The organism is Providencia sp. (assembly GCF_003533305.1).
Taxonomy (GTDB): domain Bacteria; phylum Pseudomonadota; class Gammaproteobacteria; order Enterobacterales; family Enterobacteriaceae; genus Providencia.
The window spans coordinates 30,743-48,654 of sequence record NZ_DOEH01000027.1 but is presented as its reverse complement, the minus strand read 5'-3'; the positions used below and the strand labels follow the sequence as shown (position 1 = coordinate 48,654).

Annotated in this window: 16 protein-coding genes; 7 read left to right on the top strand and 9 right to left on the bottom strand. The window is 39.0% G+C overall.

Annotated features, from left to right (window positions below; genetic code table 11):
- Positions 1–41: 41 nt before the first annotated feature.
- Complete coding sequence (locus tag DD649_RS17465; RefSeq protein WP_294109936.1) at positions 42–437, bottom strand: hypothetical protein; 396 nt, start codon at positions 435–437, stop codon at positions 42–44.
- A gap of 217 nt (positions 438–654) precedes the next feature.
- A complete protein-coding gene (locus tag DD649_RS17460) occupies positions 655–861 on the bottom strand; it encodes a YbfA family protein (RefSeq protein ID WP_294109934.1) in 207 nt (68 codons plus the stop codon).
- A 410-nt stretch (positions 862–1,271) separates the two neighbouring features.
- On the opposite strand from DD649_RS17460, the gene kdpF reads away from it, so the two are divergent.
- The 7 genes from kdpF to DD649_RS17425 all read left to right on the top strand — a co-directional run bounded on the left by kdpF (position 1,272) and on the right by DD649_RS17425 (position 9,648).
- Positions 1,272–1,361, top strand: a complete 90-nt coding sequence (gene kdpF, locus DD649_RS17455) for a K(+)-transporting ATPase subunit F (protein WP_294109932.1) — start codon at positions 1,272–1,274, stop codon at positions 1,359–1,361.
- A 1-nt stretch (position 1,362) separates the two neighbouring features.
- Positions 1,363–3,066: a potassium-transporting ATPase subunit KdpA gene (kdpA, locus tag DD649_RS17450; RefSeq protein WP_294109930.1), complete on the top strand. Its 1,704-nt coding sequence runs from the start codon at positions 1,363–1,365 to the stop codon at positions 3,064–3,066.
- A 13-nt stretch (positions 3,067–3,079) separates the two neighbouring features.
- Positions 3,080–5,143: a potassium-transporting ATPase subunit KdpB gene (gene kdpB, locus DD649_RS17445; protein ID WP_294109928.1), complete on the top strand. Its 2,064-nt coding sequence runs from the start codon at positions 3,080–3,082 to the stop codon at positions 5,141–5,143.
- A 10-nt stretch (positions 5,144–5,153) separates the two neighbouring features.
- Entirely contained in the window at positions 5,154–5,747 is a 594-nt protein-coding gene (gene kdpC / locus DD649_RS17440) for a potassium-transporting ATPase subunit KdpC (protein ID WP_336431004.1), read from the top strand.
- 7 nt (positions 5,748–5,754) lie between these two features.
- Positions 5,755–8,442, top strand: a complete 2,688-nt coding sequence (gene kdpD, locus DD649_RS17435; protein ID WP_294109924.1) for a two-component system sensor histidine kinase KdpD — start codon at positions 5,755–5,757, stop codon at positions 8,440–8,442.
- 16 nt (positions 8,443–8,458) lie between these two features.
- Complete coding sequence (kdpE, locus tag DD649_RS17430) at positions 8,459–9,142, top strand: two-component system response regulator KdpE (RefSeq protein WP_294109922.1); 684 nt, start codon at positions 8,459–8,461, stop codon at positions 9,140–9,142.
- A 110-nt stretch (positions 9,143–9,252) separates the two neighbouring features.
- Positions 9,253–9,648 (top strand): DUF5329 family protein, encoded by a 396-nt coding sequence (locus tag DD649_RS17425; RefSeq protein ID WP_294109921.1) that lies wholly within the window; start codon positions 9,253–9,255, stop codon positions 9,646–9,648.
- A gap of 405 nt (positions 9,649–10,053) precedes the next feature.
- Here the strand turns inward: DD649_RS17425 and glnS are convergent, their stop codons facing one another.
- From glnS to mdlC, 7 genes are all read right to left on the bottom strand, one after another.
- The gene (gene glnS / locus DD649_RS17420; RefSeq protein WP_294109919.1) at positions 10,054–11,721 is read right to left on the bottom strand and encodes a glutamine--tRNA ligase; all 1,668 of its coding nucleotides are present in this window, start codon (positions 11,719–11,721) and stop codon (positions 10,054–10,056) included.
- A 197-nt stretch (positions 11,722–11,918) separates the two neighbouring features.
- Positions 11,919–12,734 carry a sulfite exporter TauE/SafE family protein gene (locus DD649_RS17415; protein ID WP_294109917.1) on the bottom strand — a complete coding sequence of 272 codons (816 nt, stop codon included), beginning with the start codon at positions 12,732–12,734 and terminating at the stop codon, positions 11,919–11,921.
- A gap of 330 nt (positions 12,735–13,064) precedes the next feature.
- Positions 13,065–13,799, bottom strand: coding sequence for a vWA domain-containing protein (locus DD649_RS17410; protein ID WP_294109914.1), 735 nt, complete (start codon positions 13,797–13,799; stop codon positions 13,065–13,067).
- Between the two features lie 216 nt (positions 13,800–14,015).
- Positions 14,016–14,909 (bottom strand): hypothetical protein, encoded by an 894-nt coding sequence (locus tag DD649_RS17405; RefSeq protein WP_294109912.1) that lies wholly within the window; start codon positions 14,907–14,909, stop codon positions 14,016–14,018.
- 304 nt (positions 14,910–15,213) lie between these two features.
- Entirely contained in the window at positions 15,214–15,417 is a 204-nt protein-coding gene (locus DD649_RS17400; protein WP_294109910.1) for a hypothetical protein, read from the bottom strand.
- Positions 15,418–15,491: 74 nt separating this feature from the next.
- The gene (locus DD649_RS17395; protein ID WP_294109908.1) at positions 15,492–15,896 is read right to left on the bottom strand and encodes a RidA family protein; all 405 of its coding nucleotides are present in this window, start codon (positions 15,894–15,896) and stop codon (positions 15,492–15,494) included.
- A gap of 195 nt (positions 15,897–16,091) precedes the next feature.
- Positions 16,092–17,723 carry a benzoylformate decarboxylase gene (gene mdlC / locus DD649_RS17390; protein ID WP_294109906.1) on the bottom strand — a complete coding sequence of 544 codons (1,632 nt, stop codon included), beginning with the start codon at positions 17,721–17,723 and terminating at the stop codon, positions 16,092–16,094.
- Positions 17,724–17,912 lie beyond the last annotated feature (189 nt).

Here is a 17,912-nt window from a genome sequence, read left to right as displayed (position 1 = left end):
TCCACCAAGGGTTAAATTATTGCCCTTGATTTATTTCATATTTACTTATTGTAAGCTTTTAATATTTCAAATCCTATTAATTTGCTCTTAATCGAAAATGCGTATGATTTACTAGTATCAAATTCCGTCGCTATATATGTTGAATCTAATAATATTTTTTCATTAAAAAATAATTGCATATACCCACCAACATTTGAATTAATCAATAAATTAAATCTATCAGAGCAAAAATTATTTTTTTTCAATGTTATCCACATGGTCAATTTTTCTTCAACTTCTGATTTTGTTAGGTTTATTTTGGATACACATTCCTTTTTCAAAATAAAAAATTCATTTTCAAAAACATAAACAAGATTATCTTTTCGTTCATCACTAACGCAACTAATTAATAAAATACTGAAAAAAAAACTTATAAATTTAAGTAATTTCATTTGCATATAAATTCCTTATAATAAATAGCCATTTAATTAGAGATAAATCTAACTAATTTAAAAAATCAAATTACTAAAAAATAATGTAACAGTATAAATGAAATTTTGACATGAGTAATTTATTGTTTATTAAAAAACAATAACCAATAAAAAAATCCCCACAATTATTTAATTGCAGGGATATCTGATGAGTTACTTATATACTTACTCGCTATACGCTTAATTAACGATGATTTTCCATCGCCATCTCTGAACGTTCCAGCCACACAGGTTTATCACTGGTTTTCGCCCAGACCTTATGTAAGTAACTATAATATTTTGCTCGTTTTGGGTGAAAAACCATAACCGGGAACGCTAGAATGCCAGCTGTTACAGCCGCAGTACGGCGTGCTAAAACCTGATTACGGGAATATTCACGATATGTAGACATCGGTATCCTCCTTCAGTAGCGACTCTATTTGCCGATCCCAATATTGCTCTTCAACTTCTACAAAACTCGATAGTCTTGAAAAGAGCCACTAAAATCGCACAAATAACATAAAAACAAATTAACTGAAATTATGATAGCGCAATTTGTGTAATAAAACTACTCATCTGACCACTTAAATAGAAAAAAAATGAATGCTCATACTAAATTCTGTAGTTTTATTACAAAAATTAACCGATAGATGTATAAAACAAACAATAAATTAACAAAAAATAAACAATTTAATTCAGGCACCACTTATTCTCTATATATCCATTTTTATACTTTTTTTACACCCCTAGCCTTCTTTTTATCAGCTTCTTTACAACGAAATCTCTACCCTAACCTCATGGAAATACTCAGGAGATAACATTGTGTCATTACTTTCCACTATTGGGGCTGTTCTTGTTGTTGGACTACTCGCTTATCTAATTTATGCCCTGCTTAACGCGGAGGATTTTTAATATGGCGGCTAATGGATTTTTACTTATCGCTAGTTTCTTGCTGATACTCTTAGTGCTCGCTAAACCATTAGGTAATTTTATTGCCTGTATTATTGATGGTGATATGCCACATTTTGTAAATAAAAGTGAATCATTACTGTGGCGTTTTAGCGGAGTTAAACAGCGTGGACGTGAAATGGCAGAAATGAGTTGGCAACGTTATGCCATCGCAATTTTGCTATTTAATGTTCTCGGTTTTTGCTTGTTATTTGCTATTTTGATGTTCCAAGGTAGCCTGCCCTTAAATCCTCAAAAGCTACCGGGGATGAGCTGGGATCTGGCATTTAATACCGCCATTAGCTTTGTCGCAAATACTAATTGGCAATCTTATAGCGGTGAAAACACACTAAGTTACCTCAGTCAAATGGCTGGTTTAACGGTTCAAAACTTCCTATCTGCGGCAACAGGGATCGCCGTCGTATTTGCGCTCATTCGTGCTTTTTCAAGACATGCTAGTAAAACAGTCGGGAATGCGTGGGTAGATATTTCACGGATCACTTTATATCTTCTTCTGCCACTTGCCATTGTTTTTGCGCTATTCTTTGTTAGCCAAGGGGTTATCCAAAATTTCTCTGCCTATTTATTAAGCAGTAATTTAGACAGCAATGCGCAACTTCTCCCTATGGGTCCTGTCGCTTCTCAAGAAGCCATAAAATTACTAGGGACCAATGGTGGTGGCTTCTTTGGTGCCAATTCCGCTCACCCTTTTGAAAACCCGACAGCACTCAGTAATTTTGTCCAAATGTTAGCGATTTTCCTAATACCAACTGCATTATGTTTCGCTTTTGGTCGTATGGTTGGTGATAGCAAACAAGGTCATGCTTTGCTATGGGCAATGACCATTATCTTTGTAATTGCCGCGATTGTAGTTATCCAAGCTGAATATGTAGGAAATCCATTCCTCAGTGAGCTACATGCTAACAGCAGTGCCAATATGGAAGGAAAAGAGAGCCGTTTTGGTGTACTCAGTTCGGCATTATATGCCGTTGTCACCACAGCCGCTTCATGTGGCGCGGTCAATGCCATGCATGATTCATTTACTGCACTTGGCGGCATGGTACCAATGTGGTTGATGCAAATCGGTGAAGTAGTCTTTGGTGGTGTTGGTTCAGGTCTGTATGGCATGTTGCTATTTGTTTTACTGGCCGTATTTCTTGCTGGTTTGATGATTGGTCGCACACCTGAATACCTCGGTAAAAAAATCGAAGTGCGTGAAATGAAAATGGTCGCAATCGCCATACTTGTGACACCTACACTTGTGTTACTTGGTACAACAATCGCATTGATGACCGAAGCCGGCCGTGCAGGTATTTTAAATCCTGGCGCTCATGGCTTTAGTGAGGTTTTATATGCATTTTCTTCCGCAGCAAATAATAACGGTAGTGCTTTTGCGGGTTTAAGTGCTAATACCCCGTTCTACAACGTGTCACTTGCCATTGCTATGTTCCTTGGGCGCTTTGGTGTCATTTTACCCGTCCTTGCTATTGCCGGTTCAATGGCGATGAAAAAACCACAAGCAGCCAGTATTGCCAGTCTTCCTACCCACGGCCCTTTATTTATTGGGTTATTAATCCTAACCGTTCTTCTCATTGGTGCGCTGACATTTGTTCCAGCACTTGCGCTTGGCCCAATAGCAGAGCATTTGCAAATTTGGCTAGTGGCGTAATGAGGGTAAAAAAATGAAAAATCAAAAAACACAATTGTTTGATAACGCACTGATCCGTCAATCTATTATTGATGCCTGTAAAAAATGTACCCCTCAAGCGCAATGGCGTAACCCTGTCATGTTTGTGGTTTATATTGGTAGTATCATTACAACTATTTTATGGCTAGCAATGTTAGCTAACTATGCTGAAGGCAGTGCATGGTTTAGTGGTATGGTCACCTTGTGGCTATGGTTTACCGTCATTTTTGCAAACTTTGCCGAAGCCTTAGCTGAAGGTCGTAGTAAAGCGCAAGCTCAAAGCCTTAAAGGGGTGAAACAACAAAGTAGCGCCACTAAACTGGCAACACCATCATTAGATGCGGCACAAGAAATCGTTAGTTCTGATTTGCTACGTAAAGGCGATATTGTACTTATTCGTGCAGGGGAAACAGTTCCTTGTGATGGTGAAGTTATCGAAGGCGGCGCTTCCGTCGATGAAAGTGCCATTACAGGAGAATCAGCCCCAGTGATCCGTGAGTCAGGTGGCGACTTTTCATCTGTCACTGGCGGTACTCGTGTATTATCAGATTGGTTAATTGTTGAATGTACAGTCAATCCGGGTGAAACCTTCTTAGACCGAATGATCTCAATGGTTGAAGGCGCACAACGTCGTAAAACCCCGAATGAAATCGCGTTAACGATTTTGTTAACGGCCCTCACCATCATTTTCTTATTAGTTTGTGCAACGCTTTACCCGTTCACCTTATATGCTGCTGAAAATGCAGGAGCGGGCAGCGCAGTCTCGATATTAGTGCTTATTGGATTATTAGTGTGCTTGATCCCAACCACCATTGGCGGGTTGCTTTCATCTATCGGCGTTGCAGGTATGAGTCGCATGTTAGCGGCGAACGTCATCGCCACCAGCGGTCGAGCTGTCGAGGCGGCGGGCGACGTGGATGTGTTGCTACTTGATAAAACAGGCACCATTACCCTCGGTAATCGCCAAGCATCTGAATTTTTACCGTTAGCAGGTGTAACTGAACAGCAACTGGCTGATGCCGCTCAATTATCATCACTTGCCGATGAAACTCCAGAAGGCCGTAGTATCGTTATCCTTGCCAAACAAAAGTTTAATCTACGTGAAAGAGACATTCACGCCATGAATGCAACCTTTGTACCTTTCTCTGCAATGACTCGTATGAGCGGTGTCAATGTTGGTGAAAGAATGATCCGTAAAGGCTCGGCCGATGCCATTCGTCGCTACGTAGAAGCTAACCATAGTAAGTTTCCCCCTGAAGCCGATAAACTCGTCGAACAAGTGGCACGCTTAGGTGGCACACCGCTAGTCGTTGTCGATAATCAAACGGTACTTGGCGTGGTAGCACTTAAAGATATCGTTAAAGGTGGCATGAAAGAACGTTTTGCTCAAATGCGCAGTATGGGCATTAAAACCGTCATGATCACCGGTGATAACCATCTAACCGCAGCAGCTATTGCTGCCGAAGCCGGTGTTGATGATTTCCTCGCGGAGGCCACTCCAGAAGCCAAACTGGCGTTAATTCGCCAATATCAATCCGAAGGACGTTTAGTTGCAATGACAGGGGATGGTACGAATGATGCGCCAGCACTTGCACAAGCGGATGTTGCGGTCGCGATGAACTCGGGCACTCAAGCAGCAAAAGAAGCCGGAAACATGGTGGATTTGGATTCAAACCCAACAAAATTAATTGAAGTCGTGCATATCGGTAAACAAATGTTAATGACGCGTGGCTCACTCACCACCTTCAGTATTGCCAATGATATTGCTAAATATTTTGCCATCATCCCTGCGGCATTTGCTGTGACTTGGCCGCAGCTCAATGCTTTAAATATTATGCACTTACATTCACCGGCTTCCGCCCTGCTATCGGCCGTTATTTTTAATGCTTTGATCATTATATTTTTAATTCCCTTGGCATTGAAAGGCGTTAATTACCGCCCGATGAGTTCTCAATCACTGTTGCAACGCAACTTAAGTCTCTATGGTATTGGCGGACTTATCGTTCCATTCATTGGTATCAAGCTCATTGATATGTTTATTAGCCTATTTGGAATATAAGGAACCCATTATGAACATGATTAGATCATCAATTATTATGCTTTTATTATTAACCCTCATAACGGGAATTGCTTATCCGCTGATGGTAACAGGGCTAGCAAATGTCTTCTTTCCATGGCAAGCCAACGGCTCGCTCATTAAGCAAGATGAACACATTATTGGCTCTGCATTAATTGGTCAAAATTACCAACGGATTGACTATTTCCATGGTCGCCCTTCTGCCACATCGGAAATGCCTTATAACACCTTAGCCTCTGGCGGTAGTAACTTGGCGGTCAGTAACCCATTACTGAGTAACATCATGTCACAACGTAGTGAATTACTACGACAACAGAACCCTGAGGGGGGACAAGCTATCCCAGTTGATTTATTAACCTCATCGGCAAGTGGTCTCGATCCAAGTATTTCCATTGCGGCGGCACTTTATCAAGCGCCAAGAATTGCCAAAAACAGACAGATCCCATTAGAAGAGGTAAAATCGCTAATAAACACACATACACAAAGTGCTTTATTTAAATTTTTAGGCGAACCTGTGGTGAATGTGTTAGAACTCAATATCGCCCTTGATGAATATAAACAACAAGAAAATAGCCTAACTCACTGAGGTTAATATGAATAATCAAGAGCCTGTTCGCCCAAATCCAGATGAGCTTTTGGCTAAGGCAAACGAGCACGGACGTGGCAAACTTAAAATATTTTTCGGTGCCTGCGCAGGTGTCGGGAAAACTTATGCCATGTTACAAGAAGCGCAACGTCTAAGAGCACAAGGCTTAGATGTCCTTATTGGCGTAGTGGAAACCCATGAAAGGGAAGAGACTGCGGCACTTCTTGATGGTCTTGCTCAATTGTCGCCTCGCCGACTTCATCATCGCGGACGTCGTTTACAGGCTTTTGACATTGATGCAGCTCTTGCAAGAAATCCAGCCATCATTCTAATGGATGAACTCGCCTTTAGTAATCCGACAGGCAGTCGCCATCCAAAACGTTGGCAAGATGTTGAAGAGTTACTTGATGCAGGTATTGATGTACTCACAACGATTAATGTCCAACACATTGAAAGTTTGAATGATATTGTTGGCAGTATTACAGGTATTCGCGTCAGAGAAACGATCCCCGATCATATTTTTGATGCCGCCGATGAAGTGGTCTTAGTCGATCTTCCTCCTGATGATTTACGCCAACGTTTAAAAGAAGGCAAAGTTTACATTTCAGGACAAGCTGAGCGCGCTATCGAGCACTTTTTCCGTAAAGGTAATCTTATTGCATTACGTGAATTAGCCTTACGTCGCACCGCTGACCGTGTTGACGACCAAATGCGTGAATTTCGTGACGGAAAAGGACAAGCACCCGTTTGGCATACCCGTGATGGATTACTTTTATGCATTGGTCATAATATGGGCAATGAAAAATTGGTGCGAGCCGCAGCACGCCTTGCGGCAAAATTAGGCAGTATTTGGCATGCGGTTTATGTTGAAACGCCAACGTTGTACCGCCTTCCTGAAAATCAGCGCCGCGCTATTTTAAAAGCATTACGTTTGGCGCAGGACTTAGGAGCCGAAACAGCCACGTTATCTGATCCTTCAGAAGAAAAAGCAGTCTTACGTTATGCGCGAGAGCATAATTTAGGCAAAATTTTAATCGGACGTCGGATCAAACATCGCAAATGGGTAAGATTCAATCTTCGTGAAGGTTTTGCCGATCGCTTAGGCAAATTAGGACCCGATCTTGACCTTGTTATCGTCGCACTTGAAGAAAAAAGTGAGTGGGATAAAGAGCCAGAAAAAAAACCATTTTCTGAAAAGTGGCGCTCTGACGTCAATGGATTTTTAATGGCGATACTGATGTGCGCCGCTATCACCCTCTTTTCTCGCACATTTTTACTTGCCCTCGATAAAGCCAATTTAGTCACTCTTTATTTACTTGGCGTAGTATTAATTGCCTTATTTTATGGACGTCGCCCCTCTATTTTTGCCGCTTTAATTAATGTGATAAGCTTTGATTTATTCTTTGTTCAGCCACATTTTTCATTAGCTATCATGGATATGCAATATTTAGTGACCTTCTCCGTGATGCTAATTGTCGGCGTCGTCGTCGGAAATCTCACTGCGGGTATGCGGTATCAAGCGCGGATTGCACGCTATCGAGAACAGCGAACTCGCCATCTGTATGAAATGACTAAGGAATTGGGTCAAGCACTCAGCACAGAAGATATTGGCGAAACAGGTTATCATTTCATCAATAATGCATTTCAAGCAAAAACCTGCTTATTATTACCCGATGAAAATAACCAGTTATTTCCTTTGCAATGCAAAGGGCATAGCCCAATGCAAATTGATAAAGCCATTGCTAAATGGAGCTTCGATAAACGTCAGCCCGCAGGTGCAGGTACAGATACATTGCCGAGCGTACCTTATCAATTACAACCCATTACCTCCGCAGATCAAACACTTGCTGTTCTTGCTATTGAGCCGACAAATATACGTCAATTACTCATTCCCGAACAACAACGCATGCTACAAACTTTTACCGGATTAATTGCAAGTGCCCTATCGCGCTTACAACTGACCAAGCAAGCGGAAGCCGCAAAATTAGATATTGAACGAGAACAATTGAGAAACTCACTTCTCGCGGCGCTTTCTCATGATTTAAAAACTCCATTGACTGTCTTATTTGGTCAAACAGAGATTCTCATGCTCAATTTGTCTGCCGAAAATTCACCCTATACAAGCCAAGTCGATAAAATGCGTCAACAAGTGCTCAGTACTTCCCGCTTGGTAAATAACTTACTTGATATGGCACGCTTACAATCTGGCAGTATTCAACCAAATCTTGAATGGCAGTCACTACAAGAAATTACCAGTAGCGCAGTGAGAACTTTAGATTATACTTTACATAGTCATCCTCTAGATATTGATATTCCAGTGGATTTACTGCTGTATTGTGATGCAAACTTGATTGAACGTGTACTCATCAATTTATTGGAAAATGCGACCAAATATAGTGATGAAGAAACACCGATAGGAATTCGTGCCTATACAGAGCCACAAAAAGTACATATTGAAATTTGGGATGCCAGTAATGCTATCCCTGATGGGCAAGAGCAAACTATTTTTGATAAATTTTCGCGTGCACAAAAAGAATCCGCTATTCCTGGCGTGGGTTTAGGTCTTGCAATTTGTCGTGCTATCATTCAGTTACATGGTGGTGAGATCTGGGCTAAAAATAATGAAAAAGGTGGTGCCAGTTTCCACTTTGTTTTACCTTTAAAACAATTGCCTGAAATTGAGGCCGAAATCTAGGAGACGTCTAACCATCGTGGGCACCCATCAAATCCTAATTATTGAAGATGAAAAAGAGATCCGCCGCTTTGTTCGCCTTGCGTTGGAGGGTGAAAATTGGAAGGTTTTTGAAGCTGAAAACTATCATCGCGGCTTAATTGAGGCTGGCACCAGACAGCCTGACTTGCTGATATTGGATCTTGGCTTACCTGATGGCGATGGCATTGATTTAATTCGTGATTTACGTAAGTGGAGTAGTATTCCTGTTATTGTATTATCGGCTCGTGAAGAGGAATCCCAAAAAGTCGCCGCTCTTGACGCTGGCGCTGATGATTATCTCACAAAACCTTTTGGTATCAGTGAATTGCTGGCAAGGGTACGAGTCGCATTACGTCGATTTGGTAAAACAGGTCAAGAAAGTTCTCTTTTTCAATTCGGTGACATTAGCGTCGATTTTATTAATCGTGTTGTCACCAAAAAAGATGAACAGTTACATCTCACCCCTATTGAGTTTCGTTTGCTCAGCGAAATGGTTGCTAATAGCGGCAAAGTACTGACTCAGCGCCATTTGCTATTACAAGTATGGGGACCAAATTATGTTGAACATAACCATTATCTTCGCATCTATATGGGGCATTTACGCCAAAAGCTAGAAAATGACCCAGCGCGGCCAATTCATCTTCTCACCGAAACCGGGATTGGCTATCGTTTTATGCCTTAAAAGGCCAAATAGAGATAATCCTTAAAAATAAACTTCTCAGAATAACGCCAATAGTTTAAATCCGGTAACGCTCTATAATTCCCGCATCTTAACGTATTGGAGTGAATACCTTGCAACTGTTATCAACTCAATCATTTCGTCGTTTTTCATCAATTTTAATTTTGTTTCTAAGCCTTTTTGTCACAACCCAAGCTTTCGCCCTAAGCCCTGAAGAAAAGATCCGTACAGAAGCGCTATTAACAGAACTGGGTAAGCAACAAAATCTCACTTTCACTCGAAATGGCACAGAACATAGTGCTATAGATGCTGAATCTCACCTAAGATTAAAGCTAGGTAAAACACATAAGAGATTACAAACCGCAGAGCAATTTATTGATAATGTTGCCTCAAAATCATCCATTACGGGTGAACAATATCAAGTCAAAGATGGGCAAGGCAATATAATGTCAGCCAATAAATATCTCCATGATTTATTGAAAAACAATGTAGATAAAACAACTAAATAATAGCTTTATCCATCTGTAAAAAAGCCGCAATCTTTATCAGAAAATTGCGGCTTTTTAAAAAGTAAAACGAGCGAAGTTTAACTCAGATTTGTCCCCTAAATAATTTGTGTCACAGGTAGGCGGCAAATAAAGCTATCCCGATGAGCATACACTAGTATGTGATTAGGGTAGCTTAATGATGCCAACACCCCTGTGGCGCAAAGAATGACGGGGACATTAAATATTGAAGTCAACGCAGCTACAGCGCGAAGTATGACTGGAAAATTAACGCTTAAAGTAATCCTCTAAATAATTCGTGTTGTAGTAAGGCGGCAAATAAAGCTATCCCGATGAGCATACACTAGTATGTGATTCGGGTAGCTTTATGAAGTCAACGCAGCTACAACACGAAGTATGACGAGGATTTTAAGCCCCTTCAACCTTAGACCAAGTATCGCGCAACCCAACCGTCCGATTAAATACCAGATGCTCTGCATTACTCAACTTACTATCTGCACAGAAATAACCTTCGCGTTCAAACTGATACGCTTTTTCAGGTGCTGCATTTTGTAAGCTACGTTCAACAAAACCTTGGCGAATAACTAAAGACTCTGGATTAATCGTCGATAAAAAGTCATCTTCTGCCGCTGGGTTTGCCACCGTAAATAAACGGTCGTACAAACGAATTTCAGCAGGTAATGCATGAGGAATGCTCACCCAGTGAATTACGCCTCTTACTTTACGGCCATCAGCAGGGTCTTTATTTAATGTATCTTCATCGTAGGTACAGTAAATAGTAGTGATATTGCCTTCTGCATCTTTTTCAACACGTTCTGCTTTAATAATATAAGCATTACGCAGGCGAACTTCTTTACCTAAAACTAAGCGTTTATATTGACGGTTAGCTTCTTCACGAAAATCAGCACGGTCAATATATAATTCGTTGCTAAATGGTACTTCACGAGTGCCCATCTCTGGGTCGTTTGGATGATTTGGTGCAATTAAAATCTCTTCACCATTTGTTTTATTTTCAATCACTAAACGAACTGGGTCGATAACTGCCATGGCTCGTGGTGCGGATGCATTTAAATCATCACGAATACAAGATTCTAGAGATGCCATTTCGACATTATTATCTTGCTTAGTGACACCAATGCGAAGGCAAAATTCACGAATAGAAGCTGCTGTATAACCACGACGGCGTAAACCTGAAATGGTCAACATACGAGGGTCATCCCAACCATTAACGTGTTTTTCAGTCACTAATTGATTGAGTTTACGCTTAGACATAATCGCGTATTCAAGATTCAAGCGCGAAAATTCGTACTGGCGAGGGTGGCAATCTATAGTGATATTATCCAAAACCCAATCGTATAAACGGCGGTTATCTTGGAATTCCAATGTACACAGTGAGTGCGTGATCCCTTCTAGGGCATCAGAAATACAATGCGTAAAGTCATACATCGGGTAGATACACCATTTTTTACCGGTTTGATGGTGTTCTGCAAATTTAATGCGATATAGAACCGGGTCACGCATAACCATAAATGGTGAAGCCATATCGATTTTTGCACGTAAACATGCTTTGCCTTCTTCAAAACCACCGTCACGCATTTTTTCAAATAACGCTAAGTTGTCGGCAATAAGACGGTCACGATAAGGGCTGTTTTTACCTGGCTCTTTTAACGTACCACGGTATTCGCGAATTTGATCCGCACTGAGTTCATCAACATAGGCAAGACCTTTATTAATAAGCTCTACCGCATACTGATACAATGCATCAAAATAATCTGATGAGTAGCGAACATCGCCGCTCCATTTGAAGCCAAGCCACTGCACATCATTTTGAATTGAGTTAACGTATTCAACATCTTCTTTTACAGGATTGGTATCATCAAAACGTAAATTACACTGTCCCTGATAATCCTGCGCAATACCAAAATTCAAGCAAATTGATTTCGCATGACCAATGTGTAAATAGCCATTCGGTTCTGGCGGAAAACGAGTGTGCACCGAAGTGTGTTTTCCAGTCGCCAGATCTTCATCTATGATCTGACGGATAAAATTTGTTGGGCGAGTTTCTGCCTCATTCATTGTCATCATTCCTCAATGCCAAATGCGCGCTAAAAGCCTGTAGTAACCGAACATATTCTACCATAATCACTCAGGAAACAACCGTTTGATCGTGGTTCGCCTACAAAAGGTGTACCAAAAGGGCTATTTAGCAGAAAATCTCAACATTAAACTGCATTTAATCTCTATATAATACCACTCAAAATGCCATGGGTAGATTAGGTTAATAGCATAGCAACTAACACAATTAACAATAATAATGGATAACTTTGTGCATGACGTTTATCACTCAGATAAGGCATTAATAACGCTGCAAATCGGATGCCTAGCCATGAGGATGTTATTAAAATCAAAGCACCTTTAATATAGATCATTCCCATAAAGCCATCACCTAACTCAAGATTTTTTGTCATCGCAAAATATAAATAGGTTAATGTGCCAGTAATTGCCATCGGTAAAGTTAACGGATTAGCGAACGCCGCCGCTTGGATCATACTAGCACCACGTCGTCTCATTAGTGGGACGGTCATTACACTGCCGCCAACACCTAAAAATGCAGCGACTGCGCCAATGAGTACACCAATCGGTGTATCTGCATAAAATTTCTTTTTAACCGCTCCAATACTATTTGAACTTATTTTCATAAAACCGGGGCGAATAAAACAATCAAATATTGTGATAACTAAGTAGCCAATAAATATCCAACGGATCCATTCACTGTCTACCGATAACGCGATAAATGCCCCCATAATTCCACCTAAAGAAATAGGGATAATAAATGGACGTATCATTGACCCGTTGAGATTGCCTTTCAAATAATGAGCACGACTCGAAAGTAGAGAAGAGAAAATCATCACACAGGTTGAAGTTGCCACTGCAATTTGCATGGCAACCTCTCCAGCGTTACTGCGAGGCCCCCAAACTAATATAATTAATGTGTATAATAGGGGGACTGTGATGAAACCACCGCCAAAGCCAAATAATGCAGTAGTGATCCCTGATATAAAACCAAATAAGCAAAGAAGAAGCTCCACATAAGTGTCCTCATAAATCATTTAGTTTTTTATCATATCGATGAAAAAGAAGGTTGGCTTATGCAAATTTGACAATTGAGTTTGAGATTTAGCCAAATAGCTTAACTAGCACGACTATAGTTTTATAAGATGTAATGAAATTAATGACCGATTTTATTAATGAAAATAAAAAGCAATTATAGACAAAACAGTTTCATTTGCTGGCAATTATTCCTAATAATGCTCAATAAAAAACCCCGATAGCCAACATTTAACGTTAGTTAGACTTCCGAGGCTTCTTACATCATTTAAAAAATTATTTTTAAATCAATAAATTCAAAATTTATTTTATTATTTTTTGCGTTCCTTTGCATCAGCCTCAACTTCCTGTTTCCAATCCTCTGATATTGGCGCAGCCATTTGCTTCGATTCAACTGCTTTATTTACAGCTCGATAAGCTTTGTCATATCCAGTTCCATCTTGAACATAGCCTGTCGCATTAGAGCTTTTTATACCAATATTTTCAGCCTCTGATACCGCATCTATATTGGCACCTAAAAAGATAAAATCCCATTTATCTTCAGTTTCCGCAGATTTAATCATTGATTTAATTTTTGCAGCATTATATTTCTCACTACTATTTTCTTCACCATCAGTAATGATGACAAATAAAACGTTATTATTTTTAGTGACTTTTCTGTTTTCACGCATCTTTTCAATGCTTTCACCAATCGCATCTAACAATGCTGTATTTCCATTAACAGAATAATCATCCAAAGTTAAATTAGAAACTTTACTAATAGGCTCTCTATTATGTAACATTTTTGTTTTGTCATTAAACAAAACAGTTGTAATAAATGTTTGGCCTTTTTTATCTCTATTTTCAGCTAGAACACTATTATATCCACCAACAGTATCTGATTCGAAACCAGACATAGAGCCACTTTTATCTAAGATAAAGACTAAGTCTAAGACTTCCGTATCTTTGGTTGTTTCAATAACACTTTTACCCAGTGAAACACTCGAAAACAATAATATTAAAGCGGTTGATATCATGGTTAAAAACGACTTTTTTAATTTAGTCATCGCCGAATTCCTTGATGAAGTTACAGTTAATATGGCCTATAGCTATCATCCAATTTTAATAATTATTTCAAATAAGATTACTCTGCTTAATTGATAAGCATATTCTTAATTCATGTTTCACACTTATTGTTACCGGTAATTATTACCGGAGAATAGGCTATACCAATTCGCCTTAAATTATTTAATCATTACTGATAATACCAAAAATACAAAGCGTTATCGAATCCAAATACCACCATTTCTAAGCTGATTAATTTGCTTAAAAAACGCATTATACCGCTCATTTTCTTCAGAGCTATAATTTATAGAGGATGCCGTATACGCATTAACAAAATCAATGCTTAACTGATGAAACTGTGTATTTAATCTATCATGAATATCAGTGTTATTTGATTCTTGTAATTGCATAACTAATTTAATTAGCTGTTGAGCTGTTGACTGCACTTGAGGATCTGAAAAATCAACACTAGGTATTTCATAATTGAATTTCATATTCACTGAATTCATTGCGTTATCTTTTTCTATTTCAGAAATTAAACTTGAATTCTCTTTGAGATCGATATATTCAGTTATTTCACTTTCATCAAAACACTTAGATTGAATATTACCTTCAAAATTATTATTTTTCGAAGCTATCAACGTAGGCAACTTCTCTCCGATAGGAGAGTGACATCTAAATAAATTTGCATCGATAATCTGAGCGCTGGTACTTCTAATCGGCATCGCTAGCTCATGACCATGAAAAATAACCGGCTGAATGGAGGGCTTGAATATATCACTATTTCCTTCTACGCTATAAACCTCTGATAATGTATAATATACAAAATGATACGGATTAATAATCCCACCAGAATTATGTTCGAATACCATAAATGTCGTTATATTGTTTTTATTGTCCGCCATAGTATGTAAACCAGAAGAAAGCTGAATCACCCCATGATGGTTGGGTAATACATCATATTTTTTCCCATCTATTTTAAATATAATATTATTTTTCGTTGGATTACTATAATAAAACTTTCCCTTGCTTTCCATGAGATCAAAATTATCACATGCAGAAATAAAAAATATACTCATCACCAACAATAAAAAATTCAATATAGCTTTCATTGTATTTTTCCAATATAATTTAAATATTAGGGCTTAATTCTAAAAATAAGAACCGAACACTAATAACTATAGCCACGCTATTTTTAATCTATATTGATAGAAAAAACTTTACTATATGTGCTTTAGTTTTTTTAGTTAGATATCCTAATATTATAATCTTTTGAAAAATAAGTATAAAAATAGATATCATACAAACTAATGTAATCAAAAAATTATTAACTTCACTAACTGAAGAATGGACATTACGCACGATAGCAAATAAAATTTAATTTAAGTTTTGGTTGAATATCATAAAAATTTAACTTTATTTAACATTAACTGAAAAACAATTACAGCCACAATGAAAACGAACAACTATAGGAAGCTTAGCTTTTTTTCCGCGCCTTTTACAAATCGAGTTTTCAATTTCAACAGCACGTTTTATTTCATTAATTTCAAGTCGTGATAATCGTTTATTCTTACCTGTTTCACTGCGAACTCTTTCACCACCGAGTTTAGCACCTGACATAACAACCTCTTTTTAATGAAAAAATCAAAAATAGCGCCAAATAGCGCTATTGATCTGTTTAGTTATTTAATCGCTTAGCTTAACACTGCGTGAGCTTCGATTTCAATTAACCACTCAGGTAAAGATAGCCCCGTAACAATAATCCATGATGACGCAGGTGGCGTTGCATTAAATTTTTCTTTTAAGGCTTTCGCAATATCGAGCTGTTCATCATGAGTATCAAACCCTTGTTTAATATAGATCCTCAGCATCGAGACATGAGATAAATCACCGCCGGCTTCTTTGATAACATGTTCAATATTGACTAACGATTGTACTGTTTGCTCATACATACCACCAGCCACAGTTTCTTGATTTGCATTAACGCCCACCTGCCCCGAAAGAAATAACTGGCGAGTACCTGTTGTCTCAATTGCCTGACTAAAACCATATTGTAAAGAATCAAAAACAGAAGAAGGATTAATTGATTTTTTATGCATTTTCTCTCATCTACCAAAAGCTGTGAACGACTTTCTATTATAGATTAAAGAACTATATAAAGCCGAAACGATACAGTAAATCATCTAAAATAGATTGATTACAAAAAACTTACACATTTTGCGAAAAGAGGCTAAAAAAATAGCCTCCACATTGACTGATGTGAGGCTATTTAAACCATTAATTCTGTATTGTAATTAAATAAGTGGCGGAATTGCTGGTAAAATCGGGACTTCAATAACAGTTGGTCCTTTACGACTAAAAGCATCTTTACAAGCTTGTTTTACCTGTTCAATCGTTTCTGCTTTTATCGCAGCACAACCATAACCCTTGCCTAATGCCACAATATCTAAGTTTGGGATATCTAACCCCGGCACTCCCGGTGTTTCTTCTAATACCGCAAATGATTTTAAAATCGCATATTCACTATTTCGCGGTATCACAAACACAATCGGCAAATTATGTTGAGCGGCACTCCATAAACCTTGAATTGAATATTGCATCGAGCCATCACCAATAATTGCCATCACAGGACGATTGCGACCGCTATCTCTTTCTGCTAATGCAAGCCCAACACTCGCGGGTAAGTTCCAACCTAATGAACCACTTGCAAAAGTATAAAATGAATCCGGTGATTCAATGGGCCATTCGCGATGTAATTCACCAAGATTAGAAGGTGACTCTTCAACCAAGATGGTTTCTTTCGGTGAAACAGCTCTAAGTGCACGAAATAATTGTGAGGCGCTCAGTGGAGTATCATTTGCCAGCGTCTCTGGAGCTGCCGGATGAGGCGCCATCCCATGTGATTGTTTAACAACTGCTTTCGCTGCTGTAGCTCTTGCTGTCACGAGATGAGTTAATCCTTCGATTGCGAGAACTGCATCACTTAATAAACTATCACCAACAGGCGATCGCCCTGCTTCAATCGGGTCGTCAGTAATATGTAATAAACGCAGGCCATCAGGAATATATTCCCCCCCTACATAAGGGTAATACCTAAAAACAGGTGCACCAATAATTATTGCTAAATCATGCCCTTGTAATTTTTCAGATAAAGGTGCAATCGCAAATGGAAGACCGCCTGCATAAAGAGGATGAGTTTCCGGAAAAGGTGGACGCTCTGACGCAGGGGCTGACCAAACTGGAATATTTAATTTTTCAGCCAGTTTAATTCCTGCATCCCAGCCTTGCCCTCTCGCAATTGCCGAACCATAAATCAGTACCGGATTTTTTGCAGCCGAGAGCGCGTCAGCAAATTCATGCAATCGCAGAGGATCGTAACCAATGCGTTCAGAAACTGAACGCACAACGGCATTATTGTCTACAGCAGGTTTGTCCCAATCATCAAGTGGAATGGATAAAAATACTGGCCCGGCCGGCGGCTGTAATGCCATAGCATAAGCACGCATAAAAGCAGCGGGAACATCTTCCGCACGAACGGGTTGATAACTCCATTTAACCCAAGGCTTTGGTAGCACTTCTGGCTCAATATTCGTTAGCCAAGGTTCCATAAGTAGCATTTCACGAGTTTGATTACCGGCAGTAATAATTAATGGAGTACGATTCATGTATGCGGTTAAAATATTACTCATTGCATTACTTAAACCAGCAGAGGTGTGAACGTTGACCATCGCCACTTTACGCATACCTTGAGCATAACCATCTGCCGCCGCAACCGCCGAAGACTCGTGTAGCGTTTGTATATATTGGAAATCACTCGGAAAATCTTTTAAAAATGTTTCTTCTGTTGAACCAGGGTTACCAAAAACAGTTGTAATATCGAGTTTACGTAATAAATCAAAAGTCACTTGGCGAATTGTTTTTTTCATTTAAAACATTCCATAAAAGAATAACGAAATGACCAATAATGATTGTCTATATTAGACTTAAAAATAAATATCACTCAAATAAAACAATCAATATTAGAATATATTTGTTTTTAATTTTATATTACATCAAAAAATGTAATAACTTACTTTTAAAATCAACTGAACTAGTATACCTATTCATTGAAAAGA

Excerpts from the sequence above, each read along its gene's own strand:
- DD649_RS17405 (WP_294109912.1), bottom strand. The coding sequence starts at position 14,909 with ATGAAAGCTATATTGAATTTTTTATTGTTGGTGATGAGTATATTTTTT.
- DD649_RS17460 (WP_294109934.1), bottom strand. The coding sequence starts at position 861 with ATGTCTACATATCGTGAATATTCCCGTAATCAGGTTTTAGCACGCCGT.
- glnS (WP_294109919.1), bottom strand. The coding sequence starts at position 11,721 with ATGAATGAGGCAGAAACTCGCCCAACAAATTTTATCCGTCAGATCATA.
- DD649_RS17395 (WP_294109908.1), bottom strand. The coding sequence starts at position 15,896 with ATGCATAAAAAATCAATTAATCCTTCTTCTGTTTTTGATTCTTTACAA.
- kdpC (WP_336431004.1), top strand. The coding sequence starts at position 5,154 with ATGAACATGATTAGATCATCAATTATTATGCTTTTATTATTAACCCTC.
- DD649_RS17465 (WP_294109936.1), bottom strand. The coding sequence starts at position 437 with ATGCAAATGAAATTACTTAAATTTATAAGTTTTTTTTTCAGTATTTTA.
- kdpB (WP_294109928.1), top strand. The coding sequence starts at position 3,080 with ATGAAAAATCAAAAAACACAATTGTTTGATAACGCACTGATCCGTCAA.
- kdpA (WP_294109930.1), top strand. The coding sequence starts at position 1,363 with ATGGCGGCTAATGGATTTTTACTTATCGCTAGTTTCTTGCTGATACTC.
- DD649_RS17400 (WP_294109910.1), bottom strand. The coding sequence starts at position 15,417 with ATGTCAGGTGCTAAACTCGGTGGTGAAAGAGTTCGCAGTGAAACAGGT.
- mdlC (WP_294109906.1), bottom strand. The coding sequence starts at position 17,723 with ATGAAAAAAACAATTCGCCAAGTGACTTTTGATTTATTACGTAAACTC.
- DD649_RS17410 (WP_294109914.1), bottom strand. The coding sequence starts at position 13,799 with ATGACTAAATTAAAAAAGTCGTTTTTAACCATGATATCAACCGCTTTA.
- kdpD (WP_294109924.1), top strand. The coding sequence starts at position 5,755 with ATGAATAATCAAGAGCCTGTTCGCCCAAATCCAGATGAGCTTTTGGCT.